The organism is Flavobacterium pygoscelis (assembly GCF_023162025.1).
In the GTDB taxonomy this organism is placed as follows: domain Bacteria; phylum Bacteroidota; class Bacteroidia; order Flavobacteriales; family Flavobacteriaceae; genus Flavobacterium; species Flavobacterium pygoscelis.
The window spans coordinates 13,664-36,214 of record NZ_JALNUB010000012.1 but is presented as its reverse complement, the minus strand read 5'-3'; the positions used below and the strand labels follow the sequence as shown (position 1 = coordinate 36,214).

Sequence of the window (22,551 nt, the reverse complement as noted above, 5' to 3'; positions counted from 1 at the left end):
CAAAAGATTTTTTTTAAAAAAAATTCAACATAGGCCTTTATTCTAATAGAGATTATAAGAGTAAAACGAAACCGAATTAATAAATCAATGCGTATTTTATCAAAATATCTCAACACTTTAGAGACAAAAAGTCATATTAAAATAAACAATTCGCAATTAGTCATTTAATAGCTTACTTTTGCAAAAAAATTAGCATTGTGAATTACTTATCAGTTGAAAATATTTCCAAGTCTTTTGGAGAAAGAACACTTTTTGAAAACATTTCTTTTGGGATTAACAAAGACCAAAAAATTGCCTTTATAGCCAAAAACGGCTCTGGAAAAACTACAATTATGAGTATCATTAATGGTTTGGAAGAATCAGATACAGGTCAAGTAGTTTTGAGAAAAGGAATTAGAATGGCATTCTTGTCGCAAAACAATAATCTACAAGAGGAATTAACTATTGAAGAAAGCATTTTTGCGTCGGATAATGAGATTTTAAAGGTGATTGAAGCATACGAAAAAGCATTAGAAAATCCAGAAGATGAAGAAGCGTACCAAAAAGCTTTTGACGGAATGGACCAGCATAACGCCTGGGATTTTGAAACGCAATACAAACAAATCTTGTTCAAGTTGAAATTAGAAGATTTCAAACTGAAAGTAAAAAACCTTTCAGGTGGACAAAAAAAACGGTTGTCATTAGCTATTATTTTGATCAATCGTCCTGATTTATTAATCTTGGATGAACCTACGAATCACTTGGATTTAGAAATGATCGAATGGTTAGAAAGTTATTTTGCCAAAGAAAATATTACCTTATTTATGGTAACACACGACCGTTTCTTCTTGGAACGTGTTTGTAATGAAATCATCGAACTTGATAATGGAAAATTATACAACTACAAAGGGAATTATTCCTATTATTTAGAGAAAAAAGAGGAACGCATTGCATCTGAAAATGCGAGTGTGGATAAAGCACAAAACCTATTCGTAAAAGAATTAGAATGGATGCGCCGTCAACCAAAAGCGAGAACAACTAAATCTAAATCGCGTCAAGATGATTTTTACGATATTAAGGAAAAAGCGCAAAGTCGTCGTCGCGAGAATAAGGTTGAGCTTGAAATAAACATGGAGCGTATGGGAAGCAAAATTATTGAGCTTCACAAAATCTCTAAAAAATTCAAGGACCATGTGATCATGGATAATTTTAGTTTTGATTTTCAACCCGGAGAACGTATTGGAATCATTGGTAAAAACGGAACGGGTAAATCGACTTTCCTGAATTTATTGACTGGAACTTTACCGCTTGATGGCGGAAAAGTAGTGATTGGAGAAACTATAAAATTAGGCTATTACACGCAAAGCGGAATTAACCCAAAACCAGGACAGCGTGTCATTGATGTGATCAAGGAATACGGAGAATTTATTCCGTTGATGAAAGGGAAGTTGATTTCTGCTTCACAATTACTAGAGCGTTTTCTTTTTGACGCCAAAAAACAATATGATTTTGTAGATCGATTGAGCGGTGGCGAATTAAAACGACTGTATTTGTGTACGGTTTTGATTCAGAATCCAAACTTTTTGATTCTGGATGAGCCAACAAATGACTTGGATATTGTGACGTTAAACGTGCTAGAAAGCTTCCTTTTAGACTATCCTGGATGTCTTTTAGTAGTATCGCATGACCGTTATTTTATGGATAAAATTGTAGATCACTTGTTCATCTTTAGAGGTCAAGGAGTGGTAGAAAATTTCCCAGGTAATTATTCTGATTTTAGAGCTTATGAAGACAGTACTGATGTGGCTCAAAAAGAGGAAAATAAAGCCGAGAAGAAAGATTGGAAACAAAATAATCCTACTGGAAACTTAACTTTCAACGAGCAAAAAGAATATCAGAAAACGGAAAAAGAAATTAAGGATTTAGAAGCTCAAAAAATTTCGATTGAACAGCTTTTTGCAGAAGGAAAAGTAGCTGATGATAGTATCGAAAAAAAGGCAAATGAATTGCAAAATATCATAAACAAAATAGAAGCAAAAGAAGAACGCTGGTTTGAATTGAGTGCTAAGATGGAAGGATAAAACTTCTTATATCTCAAGACAAATAGTATTTCTATTTAGTATTAAAAAACCCAAATAATTTTAGTCAAAACTAAAGTTATTTGGGTTTCTTTTTTATAAAAAAAAGTTTTACTCGTAAGAAAAATGTTAATAAACTGTTACACTAATAATTAGTATGATGTAATATCTTCTATATTTGGAACGCTAAAAAGAACGATAGTATCTTATAATCAATTCAATAAGGAGCTAAATTAGAAAACATCATTAATCATCAAATCAATTATTCAAAAAATGCAAAAAATCATCATCCAATCGTTTCTACTTCTATTGCTTCATCAAATAGGAGTTGCACAGAACATTAAAGGTAAAATAATAGATGCCACTACTCAAGAAAGTATTCCCTATGCGAATATCAGAGTAAACGATTCTGAAAATTTAGTTTCTAATGCCGAAGGTTTTTTTACACTTTCAGAAAGTAATAGCTCAGAGCAAACAAAACTTAGTATTTCCTATTTAGGATATGCCAATCAGCAAATTAATGTTGCTGACTTGAAAAAATCAAATTTTATTATTCAACTTGTTCCCGCTGTTTATGAATTGAATGATGTTACTATATCCAATGTAAAACCAAATCCTGATCAGATTATGGCGAATGTCAAAGCCAACTTGAAAAGTAATTATGTAAGTGATGGTACACCATCAAAAGATATGGTGTTTTACAGACGATCGGACTATTTTAAACCTAAGACAATTGATGTGGAAATAGAAAAATCAACAGGATTTACTAAACAGACGCTTCAAAAAGCAAATGCTGATATCAAAAATTTTTCTAATAATCTAATTACTCACCCGCCTAAAGAATTTACGGATATTCTTGGTAATTATTACACCACCAATGTAAAAAAAGAAAGCAAAACTTCATTCGTTTCAAAATTAGAAGTTTTAAAAGCAACCAAGTTAAAAAATGAAGGTAGCGCTACTTCCTCTGAGGATTTAGAAAAAAAAGCGATGAATATGATGTTGCAACACCTTGATTCTACTAAATATTATCGAGTAAAAAGTGGGCTTTTTGGCTCTCGTGATTCCATCTCTTTGCGAAAAGATTTTAATAGCAGAAAAAATAAAAAAATAGGTATTGAAGCAACCAATCAGTTGACTAGCGCTAAAAGGAATATTACATCATTTTTGTCACAAAATAACTTTGCTCAGACCAAGAAATTTAATTTTATAACAGACCCAGATCTTTATAATTATACCTACGAAGGAACGACCTATTTTGCTGATAATGAATTTGCCTATGTAATAACCTTTAAACCTAGAAGAAGTAAAGCAAAGTTTTCAGGAAAATTATATGTTTCAGAAAACGACTATGCTGTATTAAGAGTAGACTATACCTTAGATGAAGGCGAGAAACTAGAGGGTTTTAACATGAAATTGCTATTAGGCATCAAAGTGTCTCAGAATGTGAGCAAGGGAACAATTATTTTTCAAAAAAAATCAGAAGGAAACGGCTATTATTTGCAATATGCAACAATAGATTCAGGAATGTATTTTTATGTGAATCGCCCATTAAAATTTATTGAGTTAGCCAAAGGAGAGAAAGATGTACTTTCAATTGACATGAAAATAGAGGGAAACGCAAACTCTACTACTGAATTCCTAAACATATCAAGATCAAAAATAGCTACTGAAACAATTGAAAAAATAAAAGAAGTTGACTTTAAATTTCTAAATGTAAAATCCTACGATGCTAGTATTTGGAAACAATATAATGCTATAGAACCACAAGAAGAAATGAAGCGTTTTAAAGCTATAAATTAATTATTTAAACTGCACAAATTCTGGATCATTAGTGCTTTATATAGTTTAAAAAAAAAATCGTTATTAATTGTAAAATATTAATACAGCAATTTTGCTATTTTTACAAAAATGAGAAAATGAGAAAATGTTAGAAATTTGATAAAATAAAAAGATGCTTCAACAATCAATTAGTCGACTTGAATATTTAACTGAAACAATTCCTGAAATTATTAGTAAAATTGAAGATGAAATTTTTTCTAAAAAACACTCTGCAAATAAGTAGAGTAAAAAACAAATTATTGGACATTTAATTGATAGCGCTACAAATAATCATCAAAGATTTATACGTGGACAATTTGAAGAAAATCCAGAAATAAAGTATGATCAAAATAAATGGAATGAATATAATTTCTATCAAGAAATTGAAAAAGAACAAATAATTTCCTTTTGGAAAGTTTACAATAAACAACTCATTGAAATCATCAAAAGAATACCAAAAGAAAATTTAATACGAGAAATAAAAATTAACGATAAAAATTTGACTTTGGAATTTTTAATAATTGATTATGTTGTTCATTTAGAATATCATTTAAAGCAAATATTGAAAGAATAAAAAAGAAACGTAAAACAACCTTTTTCAGTAAGTAAGGCTTTAATGGGATTACAGTTTTTATTTATATCGTTACTTAGCATAAACACTCTACTTCTAAATTTTCCAACCATGGCAAACGAAGAGACAACAAGAAGTTTAAAATCAATAAATAAAACAAATTATGAAAAAATACAATTCTAAATCTTTTCTAAATAAAGAAATTAAGTTAATACCAACTATTATTCTGGCAGGTATTGTATTTTTTTTCATATTTAAATTAGGAAAAGATTGCGCCAATTATGATAAAAGACATACTGAAATTACAAATGAATTCAAGTAATTATTTACAGTATTTTGATAATTTATAATAAAAAACCACAACAGAATTAGATCAAGTTGTGGTTTTTTTATTGAAGTTATTTTTTTTACCAAGGAATCGGATTGTAGTCTTTTAAGAATTTACCGGACCAATGTTTTCCTGTATTAATTCCGTCAAAAAGCGGATCCATTACTCGGGCTGCACCATCAACAATATCTAATGGTGGCTGAAAATCTTCCTCTTCTTGTTTCTTTTTGGCTAACTCAGCCGGATCTTCGTCAGTTACCCAACCGGTATCAACGGCGTTCATAAAAATTCCAACTTTAGCTAATTCTCCTGCTGCCGTGTGAGTAAGCATATTTAGCGCCGCTTTCGCCATATTCGTGTGTGGATGACGCGCTTCTTTAAAAAAGCGATGAAACTTACCTTCCATCGCAGAAACGTTTATAATGTGTTTTTGTCCTGTATTTTCTTTTTTCATCACTTCCGAAAGGCGGTTGCATAATACAAAAGGCGCTACCGAATTAACGAGTTGTACTTCGATCATTTCAGTAGTTTCTATTTGACCTAATTTCAATCGCCAACTATTTGTTTTCCTTAAATCGACTTGCTGCAAGTCGGCATCAAGTTCTCCTTCTGGAAAAACTTCATTTGCCACTAAGGCATTATCAAATGAATACGGAATTTGAGATAATTTAGCGGAAGCTCGCAAACCAATTCCAGGTTCTGGTCCGTGCCAAGTTACTGGCATATTTTGATTGGAAGAGGCGCCAGAAGTCAATATCTTCAATTCATCCAAACAATTTGTGTGATCTAATAATAATTCTTGTGCTTGTTTGGGTAAATCAGAAAGTAGGCGTTCTTCATTCTGCATCAAATGAGTATAAAACCCTGCAGGACGTCGTACCGTTTGTGCCGCATTATTAATTAGAATATCCAATCTTTCGTATTTCTGTTCTATAAAATTGCAGAATATTTCGACACTTGGAATATGTCTTAAATCCAATCCATGTATTTTTAAGCGATGTCCCCAATCTATAAAATCGGGTTCTTTAGAAAAACGCAAAGCCGAATCCACCGGAAAACGAGTTGTTGCAATCACCGTTGCTCCACCGCGCAAAAGCATTAGTGTGATGTGGTATCCAATTTTAAGTCGAGATCCCGTAATTACTGATACTTGTCCTTTTACATCGGCAGTTTGAAAACGTTTGGCATAATTAAAATCACCACAATCGGTACACATCGTATCATAAAAGTGATGCATCTTTGTAAATGGTGTTTTACATACATAACAATTTCTAGGGGTTTCTAATTCTAATTGCTCTTTGCTATTAAGCTCATTAAAAGCCAATAATTTTGGAGCTACAAACACACTAGCTTCACGAGCATAACGAATTCCGGTTTCTTTACGTGCCGTTTTATCTTGCTTTTCTTTCTTGCGTTTTGCCACTAATCTTCCGTCCTTTTTTCTGCGAGAAAGCTCATCACGATCTGGTCTCGAAAACTGTCCCGCTGCTTTTATCAAAGCTGTTCTTTGCTCTTTTTCAATATCAAATATTTGATCGGTATCAGTATTTAACTGTGACAAAATGGCGATACATCTGTCAATTTCATTTGAGGTTATAGCAATCGTAGGCGCTATTTCATCTTTCGTCATCATAAAAAACGGGAATTATTCTTAGTGTAAATTTCAAGTCGGCAAATATAGTTTTTTAAAAGTTTACGAGATCAGTTTAACTCATTTTCGAAAAGAATCACGCCATAACAAAAAATACTTTTTACCCATACTCTTGAGAAAATCTGTAGTAATTAGTAAAATTTGTGTTTAATGTAAAGAATTCTCTGAGTATCTTCGCTTTTTTTTGTGCAACTCTGTGTAATAAACCTTTATGTTATTTCAAGTAAAATCATATCTAAAATTTCTTTGGCATTCCAAAAACGAGCATGCAGTTCATTCTCCATTTGTCTTTAATTTATTGACAAAATGCTTTTATGATCGTAAAATAAAATCAGAATATGAGGTTTTAAAAAAGTTTAGGAATTCACTTTTAGAAAACAAAAACACTATTGAAGTCACTGATTTTGGTGCCGGTTCCAAAGTTTTTAAATCTAATAAAAGAGAAATTTCAAAGATTGCTACAACTGCGGGAATTTCAACAAGAAGAGCCCAATTATTATACCGTATTGTAAATTATTTTCAGCCTTCATCTGTTTTAGAAATAGGAACTTCAGTAGGATTAGCAACTGCTGCACTTTCTCTAGGAAACAAAAAGGCACAAATCACAACTTTAGAAGGCTGCAAAAACACCTTATCTGTTGCTCAAAATCAGTTGCAAAAATTCAAATGCATAAATATTGAATTTTTAAATTCAGAATTTAGTCATTATTTAAAAAACAGCGACTTAAAATCTAAACGATTTGATATTATTTATTTTGACGGAAACCACCAAAAACAAGCTACTTTAGATTATTTTGAAGCATTACTTCCTACAGTTACCAACGAAACGGTATGGATTTTTGATGATATTCATTGGTCAAAAGATATGGAAGAGGCCTGGAAAATAATACAAAAACATAATAAAGTTAGCGTAACGATAGACACGTTTCAGTGGGGATTTGTATTTTTTAGAAGAGAACAACCAAAAGAACATTTCATCATTCGCGTATAGATTATTATATTTGCAATCTAAATATACTACATGGACATCAAACAGATCTTCGAGAATAACCGCAATTGGATTGCAAAAAAGCTTCAAAGCGACGAAAAATATTTTGACAAATTAGGCGACGGACAAACTCCTGAATTCCTTTATATAGGTTGTTCTGATAGCCGCGTTTCTGCCGAAGATCTAATGGGATTAGAACCTGGACAAGTTTTTGTACACAGAAATATTGCTAATATGGTTCCCAATACAGACCTTAATTCGATGTCTGTTATTAATTATGCCGTAACGAGTTTAAAAGTAAATCACATTGTAGTTTGTGGCCATTATGGTTGTGGCGGTGTACTTGCTGCCATGCAACAAGCCGATTTAGGGATTTTAAATCCATGGTTAAGAAACATACGTGATGTATACCGTCTTCACAGACAAGAGCTTGATGCAATAGAAGAGGAAGGTCAAAAATACAAAAGATTAGTAGAGTTGAATGTTCAAGAACAATGCATCAACGTGATTAAAACCGCTGAAGTTCAGAGAGCCAATAGACAACGCAATCTAAAAGTGTACGGATGGGTTTTTGATATTCACAACGGAGAATTAATAGATTTAAATATCGATGTTGATGCTATCTTTAAAGAAATTACATCCATTTATAAAATAGCGGATTAATAAAATAATCCTCTTCAATTAAAATTTACAACAAAGGCTGTTTCAAAATTATTGAAACAGCCTTTTATACATTTATTCGTTATCGTAAAATGGTAACCAAAAAAAATGACAGCCATTACTGACTGTCATCTTCCTATTGAATTAACTATTCCTTATTCTTCAGCTTATTGTTTAGCTTATTGTTTAGCTTTTTTCATTTCTTCTGATTTAGCTCCCATTCTATTTAGAGTGTACATCGGTGCAAATTTAATTTTTAAACCAGCAATTTTTCTATTGTCTTCAGAAGAAAGACCTTCTTTTTCTACTGTATTTTTTCTGCTATCCAACGCTTCATACATTGCTTTTACTTCATCCCAATCTTCACGAGAATATTTGTCTTTGTTGTTTTCTACAGTATGAACAAATTGTTGGTAAACACTATGAATATTAGCGGCATTTACCCAACCAAAATTCATATCATCACCTATTTTTCCTTCACCAAACAAAGCATTTCTCATTTGTTGTTTTGGATTTGCAGCAGCAGCGGCAGCCATTTTTTGAGCTTCAACTTTAACTTTTAAAGCTTCATATTTTGCTTTACTAGCATCAATTCTTGCTTGAGATTCAGCATTATCTTTCATATCAGCTATAGCAACTTCAGCTTCTCCTACTCTAGTTTGGTATGAAGATTCAATACCTTCCCAATTTTGAGCTGCTTCAGCTTCAGCTACGTTTCCAAGAGAATCTACGTAAGTTACGTACGAATCAACTTTTTTCTTTGCTTGTTCTGCTTTTTCATCTTTACATGATGTAAATCCTATAGCCATTACTGCTAATCCTAATACTAGTTTTTGAGTTTTCATAATTTTTGATTTAATTAATTATTATGAAACAAATGTATATCAGATTGTGAAATATTCAATAATAAACCAATAATTATACAACTAATCTTAAAAATTGTGAAATAACACAAAAACTTAGTTGAATTATAAAAATATTAACTAAAATAATATAAAAGTTTATAACTTGTTTTAGCTTATAAACCACTAGAAAAATCATCTAAATCGCAGTATTAAACTAAACTTAATGATGTAGAAATTAAAATTCATTATTCTAAACAGTGTAACAAATTAAAAAAAAGACTACTTATTAATAGTTCAAAAGTTTTTGTACTTTTAAAATCTAAATTAATAGTAGCCTGAGCAAAGTCTAAGGTTAAAAATCATACATTCTAATGGCAAACCCGCTAATAAAAATAACGAATATCAAAAGAGATTTTGTACTTGGAAATGAAATCGTTTATGTTCTAAAAGGCATTGATTTAGAAATAAATAAAGGCGAATATGTAGCTTTAATGGGTCCTTCGGGATCTGGAAAATCTACCTTAATGAACTTATTAGGATGCTTAGACACCCCTACTTCTGGGAATTACATTTTGAACGGAAAAGATGTAAGCAAAATGAAAGATGATGAGTTAGCCGAAATAAGAAACAAAGAAATAGGTTTTGTTTTTCAAACCTTCAACCTTTTACCTAGAACAACTGCCCTAGATAATGTGGCATTACCCATGATATATGCAGGTTTTTCTAAATCAGAACGCAACAAACGAGCTACCGAAGTTCTAGAACAAGTAAATCTTGCCGATAGAATGGATCACCAACCCAACCAACTTTCTGGAGGACAACGTCAGCGTGTAGCTATCGCTAGAGCTTTGGTCAACAAACCGTCTATCATTCTGGCCGATGAGCCTACCGGAAATCTAGACAGCAAAACCTCACTAGAAATCATGAAACTATTTGGTGACATACACTCCAACGGGAATACCGTTATTCTAGTAACTCACGAGGAAGAAATTGCCGCTTATGCTAATAGAATCATTCGTTTGCGCGATGGATTAATAGAAAGTGATACCACAAAATAATTTTTTTTCAAGGAGCTAATCCGGCTATCCGCTACAATCTTTATTGCTATTTCTCGCCTCCAAAAAGGCTAAAATAGCAATAAAGGATTTTCACTACTATCCGGGCTAGTAACGAGTTGTAAAAAGAACTTCTATAATAGTTAAAAAAAGTTTTAAACTTTTACAGAAGGCTTAGTTTTAGTAATAAATCCATTTGAAGTTTCTCCTATTTCAAGAATCAAATTAATAGCCTAAATTTGATCCAAAACACTAATTCAAAAAAATGAAAGTATATACAAAAACGGGAGACAAAGGAACGACAGCTCTTTTTGGAGGAACTCGAGTACCTAAAGACCACGCCCGAATAGAAAGTTACGGAACCGTAGATGAGTTAAACTCCCATATCGGATTAATTCGTGACCAAGAAATGAATATCCATTACAAAGAAATTTTAATCGAAATTCAAGATCGGTTATTTACAGTGGGAGCAATTCTTGCTACTCCACCAGAAAAAGAGGTCATGAAAAACGGAGAATTACGATTAAAAAAACTAGGAATAATTGAATCTGATATCGAATTATTAGAAAATGAAATTGACGCTATGGAAGAAGCCTTGCCGCCAATGACACATTTTGTACTTCCTGGAGGACACACTACTGTGTCATATTGTCATATTGCACGCTGTGTTTGCCGTCGAGCAGAACGTCTAGCCGTTCATTTAAGTCATAATGAACCCGTTGCCGAGATTGCAATTAAGTACTTAAACCGACTTTCTGACTATCTTTTTGTGTTGGCACGAAAGTTGTCTCATGACTTGAATGCTAACGAAGTGCAATGGATACCGAGGAAGTAAGTTTTCAGTCCTGAAGCTTTAAGAAAAGAGTAATGGTTTTTTAATTTTAGAGGTATTCAAAATGAAAAAATTGTTAATTTAAAGTCAAAAATCTGAAATCAATTTAAACGTTCTTAACTTTAACTAAAAATAAATCATTTTTTACTTGTCTCTTTCAGTAAAAATTTTATTTTTGCACAAAACTAAATCGACAACAAATGTATTGGACATTAGAATTAGCATCCTATCTTAGTGATGCCCCGTGGCCTGCTAACAAAGACGAACTTATTGACTACGCTATTAGAGCAGGAGCTCCATTAGAAGTAGTAGAAAACCTTCAATCTATAGAAGATGAAGGCGAGATATATGAATCAATGGAAGAAATATGGCCAGATTATCCTACTGACGAAGATTATCTTTGGAATGAGGATGAATATTAAAAGGTAACCCAATTAAAAAGTCTCTAAAGAGGCTTTTTTTGGTTTAAAGTCTCAAAATTAAAAAAAATAGAAATAAAAACATATCATGAGTTTCATAAATAGCCTTATTAAAGTCTTTGTTGGCGATAAGTCACAAAAAGATGTAAAAGCATTACAACCTTATCTTAACAAAATTAAAACGTTCGAAACTCCTTTAATGTCATTAACCAATGATGAACTTAGAGGACGCACCCTATTTTTTAAAGAAAAAATAAAACAAGATCGTTCCGAAAAAGATGCCAAAATTGCCTCTCTTAAAAAGGAAGTAGAAAGTATCACGGATATTGATAAAAGAGAAGACATTTACATCGCTATTGATGCTCTTGAAAAAGAAGCTTACGATATTTCTGAAAAAACATTAATGGAAATTCTTCCAGAAGCTTTTGCTGTAGTAAAAGAAACAGCAAGACGTTTCAAAGACAATTCTCAAATTGTAGTTACAGCAACTCCAAAAGACAGAGAATTATCTGCCACAAAAAGCTACATTACTTTAGACGGAGACAACTCAGTTTGGAGTAACACATGGAGTGCTGCAGGAAAAGAAATTACCTGGGACATGATTCACTATGATGTACAATTAATTGGCGGAATGGTGTTGCACGAAGGAAAAGTGGCAGAAATGCAAACTGGTGAAGGAAAAACATTAGTGGCAACTTTACCCTTGTACTTAAATGCATTAACAGGAAACGGTGTGCATTTAGTAACTGTCAATGATTATTTGGCAAAAAGAGATAGTACCTGGAAAGCGCCTTTATTCGAATTTCATGGTATGACTGTAGAATGTATTGACAACTACCAGCCCAATTCTGATGACAGAAGAAAAGCGTATGATGCAGATATAACTTACGGAACTAATAATGAATTTGGTTTTGATTACTTAAGAGATAACATGGCACATTCGCCAAATGATCTGGTACAACGCAAACATAATTATGCTATTGTCGATGAGGTCGATTCAGTATTAATTGATGATGCAAGAACACCATTAATTATTTCTGGACCAGTTCCTCAAGGAGACCGTCATGAGTTCATGGAAATGAAACCAAAAATCGAAAACCTAGTGGCGCTTCAACGTCAATTAGCAAACGGTTTTTTATCAGAAGCTAAAAAATTAATAAAAGAGGGAAATACTAAAGAAGGTGGATTCCAATTATTAAGAGCTTACCGAGCATTACCAAAAAACAAAGCATTAATTAAGTTTTTAAGTGAAGAAGGAATTAGACAATTGCTTCAAAAAACAGAAAACCATTATATGCAAGATAACAATAGAGAAATGCACAAGATCGATGAGGCATTGTACTTTGTTATTGAAGAAAAAAACAATCAAGTAGAATTATCGGACAACGGAATAAAATATCTTTCTGGAGATACTGATGCTGACTTTTTTGTACTTCCAGATATCGGAACAGAAATAGCTGCTATCGAAAAGAAAAAATTAGACAAAGACGTTGAAGCAGAAGAAAAAGAAAAATTATTTCAAGATTTTGGTGTAAAAAGTGAGCGTATTCACACTTTAACACAACTTTTAAAAGCCTACACTTTATTTGAAAAAGACACAGAATATGTGATCATGGATAATAAAATCATGATTGTAGATGAGCAAACGGGTCGTATAATGGATGGTCGTCGTTACTCTGACGGATTACACCAAGCGATTGAAGCTAAAGAAAATGTAAAAATTGAAGCGGCTACACAAACCTTTGCAACAGTAACTTTGCAAAACTACTTTAGAATGTACAACAAACTGGGTGGTATGACAGGAACTGCTGTTACTGAAGCGGGTGAGTTATGGCAGATATATAAATTAGACGTTGTAGAAATTCCTACGAACAGAGGAATGGCACGATTGGATAAAGAGGATTTTATTTATAAAACGACTCGTGAAAAATTCAACGCTGTTATTGAAGACGTAACAGAATTATCAAAATCAGGAAGACCAGTACTTATTGGTACTACTTCAGTAGAGATTTCAGAATTATTAAGCCGAATGTTAAAAATGCGAGGGGTTACACATAATGTGTTGAATGCCAAAATGCACAAACAAGAAGCTCAAATTGTTGAAGAAGCAGGAAAGCCAGGAGTAGTTACTATTGCAACAAACATGGCTGGTCGTGGTACGGATATTAAATTATCTGCCGAAGTAAAAGCAGCAGGTGGATTAGCAATTGTAGGTACAGAGCGTCATGACTCTCGTCGTGTAGACCGTCAGTTACGTGGTCGTGCAGGTCGTCAAGGAGATCCAGGAAGTTCACAGTTTTATGTTTCTCTTGAAGATAATTTAATGCGTTTATTTGGCTCTGAAAGAGTAGCCAAAGTAATGGACAGAATGGGATTGCAAGAAGGAGAAGTGATTCAACACTCGATGATGACAAAATCTATTGAGCGTGCTCAGAAAAAAGTAGAGGAAAATAACTTTGGTGTTCGTAAGCGTTTGTTAGAATATGATGACGTTATGAATGCACAACGTGAAGTAGTTTACAAACGTCGTCGTCATGCGTTGTTTGGAGAGCGTTTGAAATTAGATATTGCTAATATGCTTTATGATACCTGCGAATTAATTGTAGATCAAAATAAAGGAAGTAATAATTTCAAAAACTTCGAATTTGAATTGATTCGTTATTTCTCTATTACTTCACCAGTTACCGAAAGTGAGTTCAATAAATTGAGCGAAATGGAGCTAACAGGAAAAGTATATAAAGCGACATTAGAATATTATACTGAGAAAACAGCAAGAAGCGCAAGAGAAGCCTTCCCTATTATAAAAAGTGTTTACGAAGATAAAAACAATCAATTTGAGCGTATCGTAGTTCCTTTTACAGATGGAATTAAATCGTTGAATGTGGTAACTGATTTGAAAATGGCTTATGATTCTCAAGGAACGCAACTAGTGGCTGATTTTGAGAAAAACATTACATTAGCAATTGTTGATGAAGCGTGGAAAAAACACTTGCGTAAAATGGACGAATTGAAACAATCGGTTCAATTAGCCGTTCACGAACAAAAAGATCCTTTACTAATTTACAAATTAGAAGCTTTTAATTTGTTTAGAGCAATGATTGACAATGTAAACAAAGAAGTAATTTCTTTCTTGTTCAAAGGAGATCTACCAGCTCAAGAAAATCAAAAAATTCAAGAGGCAATAGATGTTGCACCAAGAGAAGATTACGAGTTAAGTAAAGATGAGATTCCTAATAGTGAAGCTGCAAATCGTGAAGCGGGAGAAACCCAACCACGCCAAGTTACCGAAACTATTACCAGAGATATGCCAAAAATAAATCGTAATGATAACGTTACAGTTCAAAACGTGGCTAACGGACAAATACAAGAAATGAAATACAAAAAAGCCGAAAGCTTAATCGCTTCAGGACAATGGGTATTAGTGAACTAAAAACCCTTTTATTTCTAAACAATAAAAACTCCACTGCGCAAGTAGTGGAGTTTTTTTATGCTCTTTTTTTAGGAGCTATTCCTGCTGTGCGCTGTATCTTTTATTTTAGAATTCCGCTATCGCTTCCTCCTAAAATAAAAGGATGCCGCTTCCATCAGTGCTAGTCGATCTCGATAAATTAAGCGCTTTTACGGTTTTCCGTAAATATATTCTGTTGAGAGGAATTACTTTTGAAAACTAATTTTATATCAGCAATTTCGGAATAAATTTTTATATTTGAAGAGCAAGTAAAAAATAGTATTAAATTTCGCGTATATATTCAGAAATGGGTGTATTGGCGCTACTTTATAGGGCATATATTAATTTAGTGGCAATTTAACCACAAAATCGTAAAAAATATAAAATATTAAGAAAATGACTGAAAACAAAATTTTAAACCTATACCCTATTGATTATCCATTTGAGACACTGATTGACCGAGTGCAAAAAGGGAAATTAATCTTAGACCCTGAATTTCAGAGAAAATATAAATGGGATAAAGATGGAAATGAAAGAGCTTCAAAATTCATAGAAAGTTGCTTAATGAGAATCCCTTTACCAGCTTGTTACTTTGCAGAAAAAGATGATAATTCTCAAGAAGTAATAGATGGTGTCCAAAGAATAACTACTATATTAAACTTTTTCAATGATGAATTCGCATTGGAAGGTTTGTCAGTTTTTACTGAACTTGACGGTCTCAAATTTAGTGAACTTGGCGATTTAAGATCTGAACTGGAAACAACTACAATTAGATGTATCGTTTTACGAAAAGACAATAAAAAAGAATTAGTTAGTGAAATTTTTGCCCGACTAAATCAAGGAGCAGTCGAATTAACACCCCAAGAAATTAGACACGCTGTTTATCCTGGACTTTTCGATAACCTTCTTTCAAAATTATCTGGTATTGAAATTATTAAAAATTTTAAACAAGGTGAAAGTGGAACAACAGTAAAGGATGGAAGAGAATCTGAAGAATTAGTTTTGAGATTTTTCGCACTCAATAATTCTTTAGATGATTATGATAATAAACTATCAAAATATCTTGATAAATTTATGAAATCTCAAACTGCAATTACTGAACAAGAAATTTTGGAGCTGGAAACTAAATTCAAAGAAACATTAACAAAATGTATAGATATTTTTGATAATATAGTTTTTACTAACATAAATAAACAACAACCTAGACAAAGTGTTGCTTTATATGATTTACTTATGTGGTCATTATCCAATGAAAACAGTAATTTTCTAACAACACATAGACAAGAAATTGTTTTAGCTTATTCAGAACTTTGCGAAAACCCAGAATTCAATAGAACTATGACTGGAGGATTACAACAGAAATCTTCGATATTAGCAAGAAGAAAACTATGGAAACAAAAATTAGATGAAATAAGAAATAATGGAGAATAATATTTCAGTATTTTCAACATACGAGGCTTTACTTGAAGAATTAAAAGAATTAAATGCAGAAACACAAAACAAAGTTATAAGTGACGAGCCAGATGCTTTCATAACTCAGAACATAAATTTTTTCACAAAATCTTTTATGATAACTCTTTGTGCCTATTTAGAGAGCTTTTTAAAAGATATAACAATGACAATTATTGATAACACAAATCAAAAGTTAGCTAACTCAAAAATCACTCACAACTTGGTAAAATGGAGTATTTTAAAGAAGAAAGAATTAGGTGAACTTAATGATAATGATTTGCTATTCGAAGATTTAACAATTAAAATTACTAAAAAAGAATTGGACGAATTCATTTCTGGAAGTCCGTATAAAACAGAAAAACTTTTTAAAAAAATTGGAATAAAGTTATATGAGGATATAGTTTATAAAGAACAAAAAGAAAAGGTAATTTCTATAGTCGAAAAAAGAAACAAAATTGTTCACCATAACGATAGTGCATCTGACATTTCTTTTTCGGACATTCAAACAAATATTGATACAATTAATTCTTATATGAAAAATATAAATAGTATAATAAAAGCAGAACTAGTTAAATAAACTGCCACTAACAGCCGTTTGGCGAGATTGGGTTTTAGTGGAATTAGCGTTTTTTATCATATCTTCGTTTCGGTAGAAAATACTCTGCTATAAAGTCCCCAACCTAGCCAAGCGCCAAGAAGCTGGTGGTTATGCTAAGAAATGACCGTGAAATATAAAGAAAAAATAAGTTTGTAAAACAGAATAAATAGAAGATAATGCCAAAATATTTGAGAACATCAGGAATAACAGCCGAAGTAGAAGGACTAATTAGAGAAGCTAAATCGAGACTTTACATAATAAGTCCGTATCTAAAACTTTCAGACAATATTAAAGAACTACTTAATGATAAAGAACGAGAGAAAGTAGAAGTTCGAATTGTTTTTGGAAAGCAAGAACTGAATCCGACAGAGATGAGTTATATCCAAACTTTAAAATATGTACGCCTATATTTTTCAAAAAATCTTCACGCAAAATGCTATCTCAACGAGAAGAAAATGATTATTTGTTCTATGAATCTTTACGAATTTTCACAGCAACATAATAGAGAAATGGGGATTTTAATTGATAACGAAATTGAAGTAGACCGACCTGTATATGATGATGCTTGGAAAGACATTGAGTCTATTATATATAACGCTACAGATTTCGCCTATGTGGAAGCTCCTAAGGAAAAAGTAAAAGTAGAACGTGAGACAACTGATTCAAATTCCCAAAAGCAAGAAGCTGTTACTCAATCATCGACAACTTTAAAAGGCAAGTTTTTATCAGCAACCGGACTATCAAAGGAATTAGGAATTTCGGCTAAAGACTTACACCATAAATTTGAAAAAATAATGTGGATTGAAAAGAAAAATGAAGAGTGGCATTTGACAAGTTTAGGAAAAAGTAAAGGTGCTGAAATGAAAAAAGGACAATATGGAGAATACATTGCATATCCTGATACAGTTATAAAAGAATTACAATAACGTGTGTAAAAGAAGTACAACCACCAATCGAGTAGACGGCTCCGCCAGACACTGACGGAGTGTACCTCTCACGCCACCGTACGTACTGGTCTCGTATACAGCGGTTCGCTAAGTGATGGGTTGAGTTCCATGTAAATCTCCAACCCCGATCGCGCGGATTTGCAATCCGTGCCAATTCCAAGAACGGGAATGGTCGGGATCAAGAGGCTTTTACGCCTCTTTTTTTTTGCAGTAAAAAGAGAGTGATTTTTCTCGTGTTTTTGTTAACTTTTTAGTCACCGTTAAAACAATTATTTTTAATAGATAATTAGTTCGTTTTGAAAATATTAGAGGTTTATAAAAGTTCCGACATTAGTAGAAGCGTAGAAAAATTGCTGAAATTTAAAAACCTATCCACCTGGATTTAAACACCATGGAGAAAAACTTCAGCTGGAATACTGAAATAATTCTTTAACTTTTGAGCCATTTTTAATGTAATCTCACGCTTTCCAGAAAGTATTGCCGAAACGTGTCCTTTACTTCCTATAATTGGTTCAAGGTCTTTTGCCTTCAAGCCCATTTCTTCCATTTTGTATTTTATTACTTCTAAAGCGTCAAGTTCTGGTAAATGGTAATTTTTATCATCAAAATCTTTCACTAAAACTAAAAGCAAGTCTAGTTCATCGCTTTCTAAAGTGTTGGGTTTTGCGTGAAATATCTCCATTAATCTGATTGATGCTTTATTATAATCTTCTTCCGTTTTTAATACTTTCCAGTTCATAGTTATTGCTTTTTATAGTTTAAAATCGCTATGTCAAAAACAACGGTTTCAACATTAATTTTATCATACTCTTTATGAGTACCGAACCAAATTACATAACAAGCTGTTTGCACAAAATTTATTCAAACAACTAATCTAAAATCATTTCCTTTAATATTGAAAACAACTCTATCATTATTTACAATACTAGCATTTCCATAAACACTCTTAAGTTCATTGAAATTTTTAAAATTTAGTTTTGTAAATTCGTTATACCATATTAACAATTGCGTTTTTGCAATTGGATATTTTTCGATATAAAATAAAATTGTTTTCTTGACAAGAATTTTCATTTGACAAATATACCTTTAAGTTTTCAAATTGCAAACTTTTTATCCTTGATTTAAAATATGATAAGTAACAATAATTAGTCAAAAATGCTTTCAATAAATGGATAAAAATCTTTTTAATTGATATTTTTCAACATAATAAAATTTTAATTATAATCTACAATTACGACAGTAATTGGGATTTTCTTTACATTTGAAATCTACTTAAAACAAAAAAAATGTCCTGGAAAAGCGATCTTACAATTCATACCGATTTACTTCTTACTAAAGAACAACTTTATGACACCTATAATTTTGAATGTTCGTTTCCTGAAAAGGAAAAAGAAAGCGCTGAATACGGAGCGTATTCATTCCTACTAAATAATAAATCAATTGTATTTCGTGTTGCAAAAATTACTCCAACCAAAATCGGGCAATTTGTAACTTTATGGAAAAGAATTGATAAAGGACCAATTCAACCTTTTGATTGCACTGATGCAATTGATTTAATTGTGATTAGCGTTCGGAAAGAAATTCGTGTTGGACAATTTGTATTTCCTAAATCCGTGCTTTGTGAAAAAGGGATTATTTCAACAACTGCTAAAGAAGGTAAAAGAGCGATCCGCGTATATCCGCCTTGGGATGAAGCAACAAGCAAACAAGCTCAAAAAACACAACAATGGCAATTGGATTATTTTTTAGAAATTCCAACTGATGAAAAAGTTAACATCGAACGCGCAAAAATGTTGTACGGTTTATAAAACTGATTTCGGATTGTCAATAAAATAACGCGTTTCGATTCTTTTGATATCTTTTATAGAATTTTTAGCCCAAGCCAAACGTTTTTCTAAAATTTCATCATCGGATAAATGCCAATCAATGTTCGTTTTACGCAATCTACTGGTTAAGTTTTGAATTATTATTGCTGCAGAAACTGAAATATTCAAACTCTCTGTAAAACCTACCATTGGAATTTTAAGAAAACCATCGGCACGTTTGAGAATTTCTTCTGACAAACCGTCTCTTTCCGTTCCAAAAAACAAAGCACTTGGTTTAGTAATATCAAAATCATCCATTAAACAATCACCTTCATGAGGAGTCGTAGCAATGATTTGGTAACCTTTATCTTTAAGAGTATCTACACAATTCGTAATACTATCAAAAGTATTGATATCAACCCATTTTTGAGCACCCATAGCAATTTCCTTATCAATACTTTTACCGTAACGCTGTTCGATAACATTCAATTCTTGAATTCCAAAAACTTCACAACTTCGCATTACCGCGCTAGTGTTGTGCATCTGAAAAATATCTTCAACAGCAATGGTGAAATGTTTCGTTCTAGTTTCCAAAACTTTCAAGAATTTCTCTTTGCGGTTGTCAGTCAGAATATTTTCAAGAAAATTAAGGTAATCGATATCAATCATTAGAATAAGTTTTTTGGCAAAAATAGTAAAAAAGAGTAGCTTTATCACTTTAGAATTGGCTTGTTCAATCTTCAGTTTATATTTTTGAATAGAAATTGATTTATGAATTTTTGCAGAATTTGCGTGAGGGATAGAGGCGATATCCTTTTGTGGACTTTTTAGGACAGAAAAGATAAAGCCGAAAGCCCGGTCGCTTTTGCGAACACGCCCAAAATAAAAAAATATGAAAAAGAAATTAGTAGTCTTAACGGGAGCGGGAATTAGTGCAGAAAGCGGAATTAAAACTTTTCGTGATAGCGACGGACTTTGGGAAGGTCATAACGTGATGGATGTAGCAACGCCGGAAGGTTGGCGTAAAAATCCAGCTTTAGTATTAGATTTTTATAATCAAAGACGCAAACAGCTCAAAGAAGTTGAACCCAATCTAGGACATCAAATTTTAGCGGAATTGGAAAAGGAATTTGAGGTGTATATAATTACTCAAAATGTAGATGATTTGCATGAGCGTGCTGGAAGTACAAATGTTTTACATCTTCATGGCGAATTATTAAAAGTGAGAAGTGAAACAAACCTAAATTATATTTTGGATTGGTATGAGGATTTAAATTTTGGCGATGTGGATGACGATAAAAATCAATTGAGACCGCATATTGTTTGGTTTGGAGAGGACGTTCCTGCGCTTGATCGAGCTTTGGAAATTACACAAAGTGCCGATTTTTTTGCTGTAATTGGAACTTCTTTACAGGTTTATCCTGCTGCTGGATTAATCGATTTTACAGCTCGTGAAATACCGATTTTTTATATTGATCCTAAGCCAATAAAAATCCCTAATCTTAGAAATCCATTGCAAGTAATTCCAGAAGTAGCCTCAAAAGGTGTTGAAATTATGAGAAATAAGTTGCGTTCTTTTATTTAAAAAACAAAAAACAGAGAAAGTAGGGCTTTATCTAATTCAAATGTTATAAATCATACGGCTATTTTCTAATATCTGCTTATATTTGCGACTTTCGAACAAACAACTAAACAATGACTACTTTAAACGAATTGAATGCTATATCACCAATTGACGGTAGATATAGAAACAAGACTATTTCACTGGCTCCATTTTTCTCTGAAGAAGCTTTAATCAAATACCGCGTATTGGTTGAAATTGAATATTTCATTGCTTTGTGCGAAACGCCTTTACCTCAACTTGCAAACGTAAACCCAGATTTATTTGAGAGTTTACGTGCTATTTACAAAAATTTCTCTACTGAAGATGCACTTTGGATTAAAGAAACGGAGAAAGTCACGAATCATGATGTAAAAGCAGTTGAATATTTCATTAAAGATGCTTTTGAAAAACTAGGTTTATCAGAATATAAGGAGTTTATCCACTTTGGATTGACTTCTCAAGATATAAATAATACCGCAATTCCACTTTCGACAAAAGAAGCTTTTGAGAAAGTATATATGCCATCTTTGATCACTTTGACTTCAAAATTAAAGGATTTAAGCATCGAATGGGCGGCTATTCCAATGCTAGCACGTACGCACGGACAACCGGCTTCTCCTACTCGTTTGGGTAAAGAAATTGGCGTTTTTGTTGAACGTCTAGAAGAGCAAATGCGTTTGTTGTTTAATATTCCTTTTGCAGCTAAATTTGGTGGAGCAACAGGAAACTACAATGCACATCATGTAGCGTATCCACAAATTGACTGGAGAAAGTTTGGTGGAAAATTTGTGGAAGAAAATTTAGGTTTGCACCACTCCTTCCCTACTACACAAATTGAACATTACGATCACTTTGCAGCATTTTTTGATGCGTTAAAAAGAATTAACACTATCATCATCGATTTAGACAGAGACATTTGGACGTATGTTTCAATGGAATATTTTAAACAAAAAATAAAAGCAGGAGAAATAGGATCTTCGGCAATGCCGCATAAAGTTAACCCAATTGATTTTGAGAATTCAGAAGGAAATTTAGGAATTGCTAATGCTATTTTTGAACACTTATCTGCAAAATTACCATTGTCAAGATTACAGCGCGATTTGACAGACAGTACGGTTTTAAGAAACATTGGAGTTCCAATGGGACATACTTTGATAGCATTTGAAGCAACATTAAAAGGTTTAAATAAATTATTATTAAACGAACCTAAATTTCACGAAGATTTAGAGAAAAACTGGGCGGTTGTTGCCGAAGCGATTCAAACCATATTGCGTAGAGAAGCGTATCCAAATCCTTATGAAGCTCTGAAAGGATTAACTAGAACCAATGAGGCGATTGACAAGAAAGCCATTCATGGTTTTATAGCAACACTTGACGTATCAGCAGAAATCAAAGCTGAATTAATGCAAATTACTCCTAGTAATTTCTTGGGAATATAAATACTACGTTTTCTAATTAAAATAATCAATTC

20 protein-coding genes are annotated in these 22,551 nt (G+C 32.5%); 15 read left to right on the top strand and 5 right to left on the bottom strand.

The window, feature by feature from the left end:
* Positions 1–197 precede the first annotated feature (197 nt).
* The 3 genes from MW871_RS14660 to MW871_RS14650 all read left to right on the top strand — a co-directional run bounded on the left by MW871_RS14660 (position 198) and on the right by MW871_RS14650 (position 4,771).
* Complete coding sequence (locus MW871_RS14660) at positions 198–2,060, top strand: ATP-binding cassette domain-containing protein (RefSeq protein WP_188051240.1); 1,863 nt, start codon at positions 198–200, stop codon at positions 2,058–2,060.
* A gap of 270 nt (positions 2,061–2,330) precedes the next feature.
* Positions 2,331–3,860: a carboxypeptidase-like regulatory domain-containing protein gene (locus MW871_RS14655; RefSeq protein WP_248429156.1), complete on the top strand. Its 1,530-nt coding sequence runs from the start codon at positions 2,331–2,333 to the stop codon at positions 3,858–3,860.
* 752 nt (positions 3,861–4,612) lie between these two features.
* Positions 4,613–4,771: a hypothetical protein gene (locus MW871_RS14650; protein ID WP_188051237.1), complete on the top strand. Its 159-nt coding sequence runs from the start codon at positions 4,613–4,615 to the stop codon at positions 4,769–4,771.
* Positions 4,772–4,856: 85 nt separating this feature from the next.
* On the opposite strand, the gene MW871_RS14645 is transcribed toward MW871_RS14650, so the two are convergent.
* Positions 4,857–6,407 carry an SDR family oxidoreductase gene (locus tag MW871_RS14645; RefSeq protein ID WP_248429184.1) on the bottom strand — a complete coding sequence of 517 codons (1,551 nt, stop codon included), beginning with the start codon at positions 6,405–6,407 and terminating at the stop codon, positions 4,857–4,859.
* A gap of 232 nt (positions 6,408–6,639) precedes the next feature.
* Here MW871_RS14645 and MW871_RS14640 point away from each other — a divergent pair, with 232 nt between their 5' ends.
* Entirely contained in the window at positions 6,640–7,419 is a 780-nt protein-coding gene (locus tag MW871_RS14640) for an O-methyltransferase (protein ID WP_248429155.1), read from the top strand.
* 30 nt (positions 7,420–7,449) lie between these two features.
* Entirely contained in the window at positions 7,450–8,079 is a 630-nt protein-coding gene (locus tag MW871_RS14635; protein ID WP_188051235.1) for a carbonic anhydrase, read from the top strand.
* A 176-nt stretch (positions 8,080–8,255) separates the two neighbouring features.
* Here MW871_RS14635 and MW871_RS14630 read toward each other — a convergent pair whose 3' ends face one another.
* Positions 8,256–8,921, bottom strand: a complete 666-nt coding sequence (locus MW871_RS14630; protein ID WP_188051234.1) for a DUF6565 domain-containing protein — start codon at positions 8,919–8,921, stop codon at positions 8,256–8,258.
* A gap of 371 nt (positions 8,922–9,292) precedes the next feature.
* On the opposite strand from MW871_RS14630, the gene MW871_RS14625 reads away from it, so the two are divergent.
* The 7 genes from MW871_RS14625 (at position 9,293) to MW871_RS14595 (ending at position 17,651) form a co-directional block, all read left to right on the top strand.
* The gene (locus MW871_RS14625; RefSeq protein ID WP_188051233.1) at positions 9,293–9,979 is read left to right on the top strand and encodes an ABC transporter ATP-binding protein; all 687 of its coding nucleotides are present in this window, start codon (positions 9,293–9,295) and stop codon (positions 9,977–9,979) included.
* Positions 9,980–10,241: 262 nt separating this feature from the next.
* Positions 10,242–10,811 carry a cob(I)yrinic acid a,c-diamide adenosyltransferase gene (locus MW871_RS14620; protein WP_210645826.1) on the top strand — a complete coding sequence of 190 codons (570 nt, stop codon included), beginning with the start codon at positions 10,242–10,244 and terminating at the stop codon, positions 10,809–10,811.
* 197 nt (positions 10,812–11,008) lie between these two features.
* Positions 11,009–11,230 carry a DUF2795 domain-containing protein gene (locus tag MW871_RS14615; RefSeq protein ID WP_007138072.1) on the top strand — a complete coding sequence of 74 codons (222 nt, stop codon included), beginning with the start codon at positions 11,009–11,011 and terminating at the stop codon, positions 11,228–11,230.
* A gap of 85 nt (positions 11,231–11,315) precedes the next feature.
* Positions 11,316–14,657 carry a preprotein translocase subunit SecA gene (secA, locus tag MW871_RS14610; protein ID WP_248429154.1) on the top strand — a complete coding sequence of 1,114 codons (3,342 nt, stop codon included), beginning with the start codon at positions 11,316–11,318 and terminating at the stop codon, positions 14,655–14,657.
* Positions 14,658–15,071: 414 nt separating this feature from the next.
* Positions 15,072–16,106: a DUF262 domain-containing protein gene (locus MW871_RS14605; protein WP_248429153.1), complete on the top strand. Its 1,035-nt coding sequence runs from the start codon at positions 15,072–15,074 to the stop codon at positions 16,104–16,106.
* The gene (locus MW871_RS14600) at positions 16,096–16,704 is read left to right on the top strand and encodes a HEPN domain-containing protein (RefSeq protein WP_248429152.1); all 609 of its coding nucleotides are present in this window, start codon (positions 16,096–16,098) and stop codon (positions 16,702–16,704) included. Before MW871_RS14605 ends, MW871_RS14600 begins: the two co-directional genes overlap by 11 nt.
* 197 nt (positions 16,705–16,901) lie before the next feature.
* A complete protein-coding gene (locus tag MW871_RS14595; RefSeq protein WP_248429151.1) occupies positions 16,902–17,651 on the top strand; it encodes a phospholipase D family protein in 750 nt (249 codons plus the stop codon).
* Positions 17,652–18,054: 403 nt separating this feature from the next.
* On the opposite strand, the gene MW871_RS14590 is transcribed toward MW871_RS14595, so the two are convergent.
* Both MW871_RS14590 and MW871_RS14585 read right to left on the bottom strand, forming a co-directional pair.
* Positions 18,055–18,411 carry a helix-turn-helix domain-containing protein gene (locus tag MW871_RS14590; protein ID WP_248429150.1) on the bottom strand — a complete coding sequence of 119 codons (357 nt, stop codon included), beginning with the start codon at positions 18,409–18,411 and terminating at the stop codon, positions 18,055–18,057.
* Between the two features lie 122 nt (positions 18,412–18,533).
* Entirely contained in the window at positions 18,534–18,743 is a 210-nt protein-coding gene (locus MW871_RS14585) for a type II toxin-antitoxin system HigB family toxin (RefSeq protein ID WP_248429149.1), read from the bottom strand.
* A gap of 215 nt (positions 18,744–18,958) precedes the next feature.
* Between MW871_RS14585 and MW871_RS14580 the strand changes: the two genes are divergently transcribed.
* Positions 18,959–19,480, top strand: a complete 522-nt coding sequence (locus MW871_RS14580; RefSeq protein ID WP_248429148.1) for a MepB family protein — start codon at positions 18,959–18,961, stop codon at positions 19,478–19,480.
* Here the strand turns inward: MW871_RS14580 and MW871_RS14575 are convergent.
* A complete protein-coding gene (locus MW871_RS14575) occupies positions 19,475–20,146 on the bottom strand; it encodes a TrmH family RNA methyltransferase (protein WP_248429147.1) in 672 nt (223 codons plus the stop codon). The two genes, MW871_RS14580 and MW871_RS14575, sit on opposite strands and share 6 nt — an antisense overlap.
* Before the next feature lie 223 nt (positions 20,147–20,369).
* Here MW871_RS14575 and MW871_RS14570 point away from each other — a divergent pair, with 223 nt between their 5' ends.
* Positions 20,370–21,062 (top strand): SIR2 family NAD-dependent protein deacylase, encoded by a 693-nt coding sequence (locus MW871_RS14570; protein ID WP_248429146.1) that lies wholly within the window; start codon positions 20,370–20,372, stop codon positions 21,060–21,062.
* Positions 21,063–21,172: 110 nt separating this feature from the next.
* Positions 21,173–22,519: an adenylosuccinate lyase gene (purB, locus tag MW871_RS14565; RefSeq protein WP_188051224.1), complete on the top strand. Its 1,347-nt coding sequence runs from the start codon at positions 21,173–21,175 to the stop codon at positions 22,517–22,519.
* The last annotated feature ends 32 nt before the right edge of the window (positions 22,520–22,551 follow it).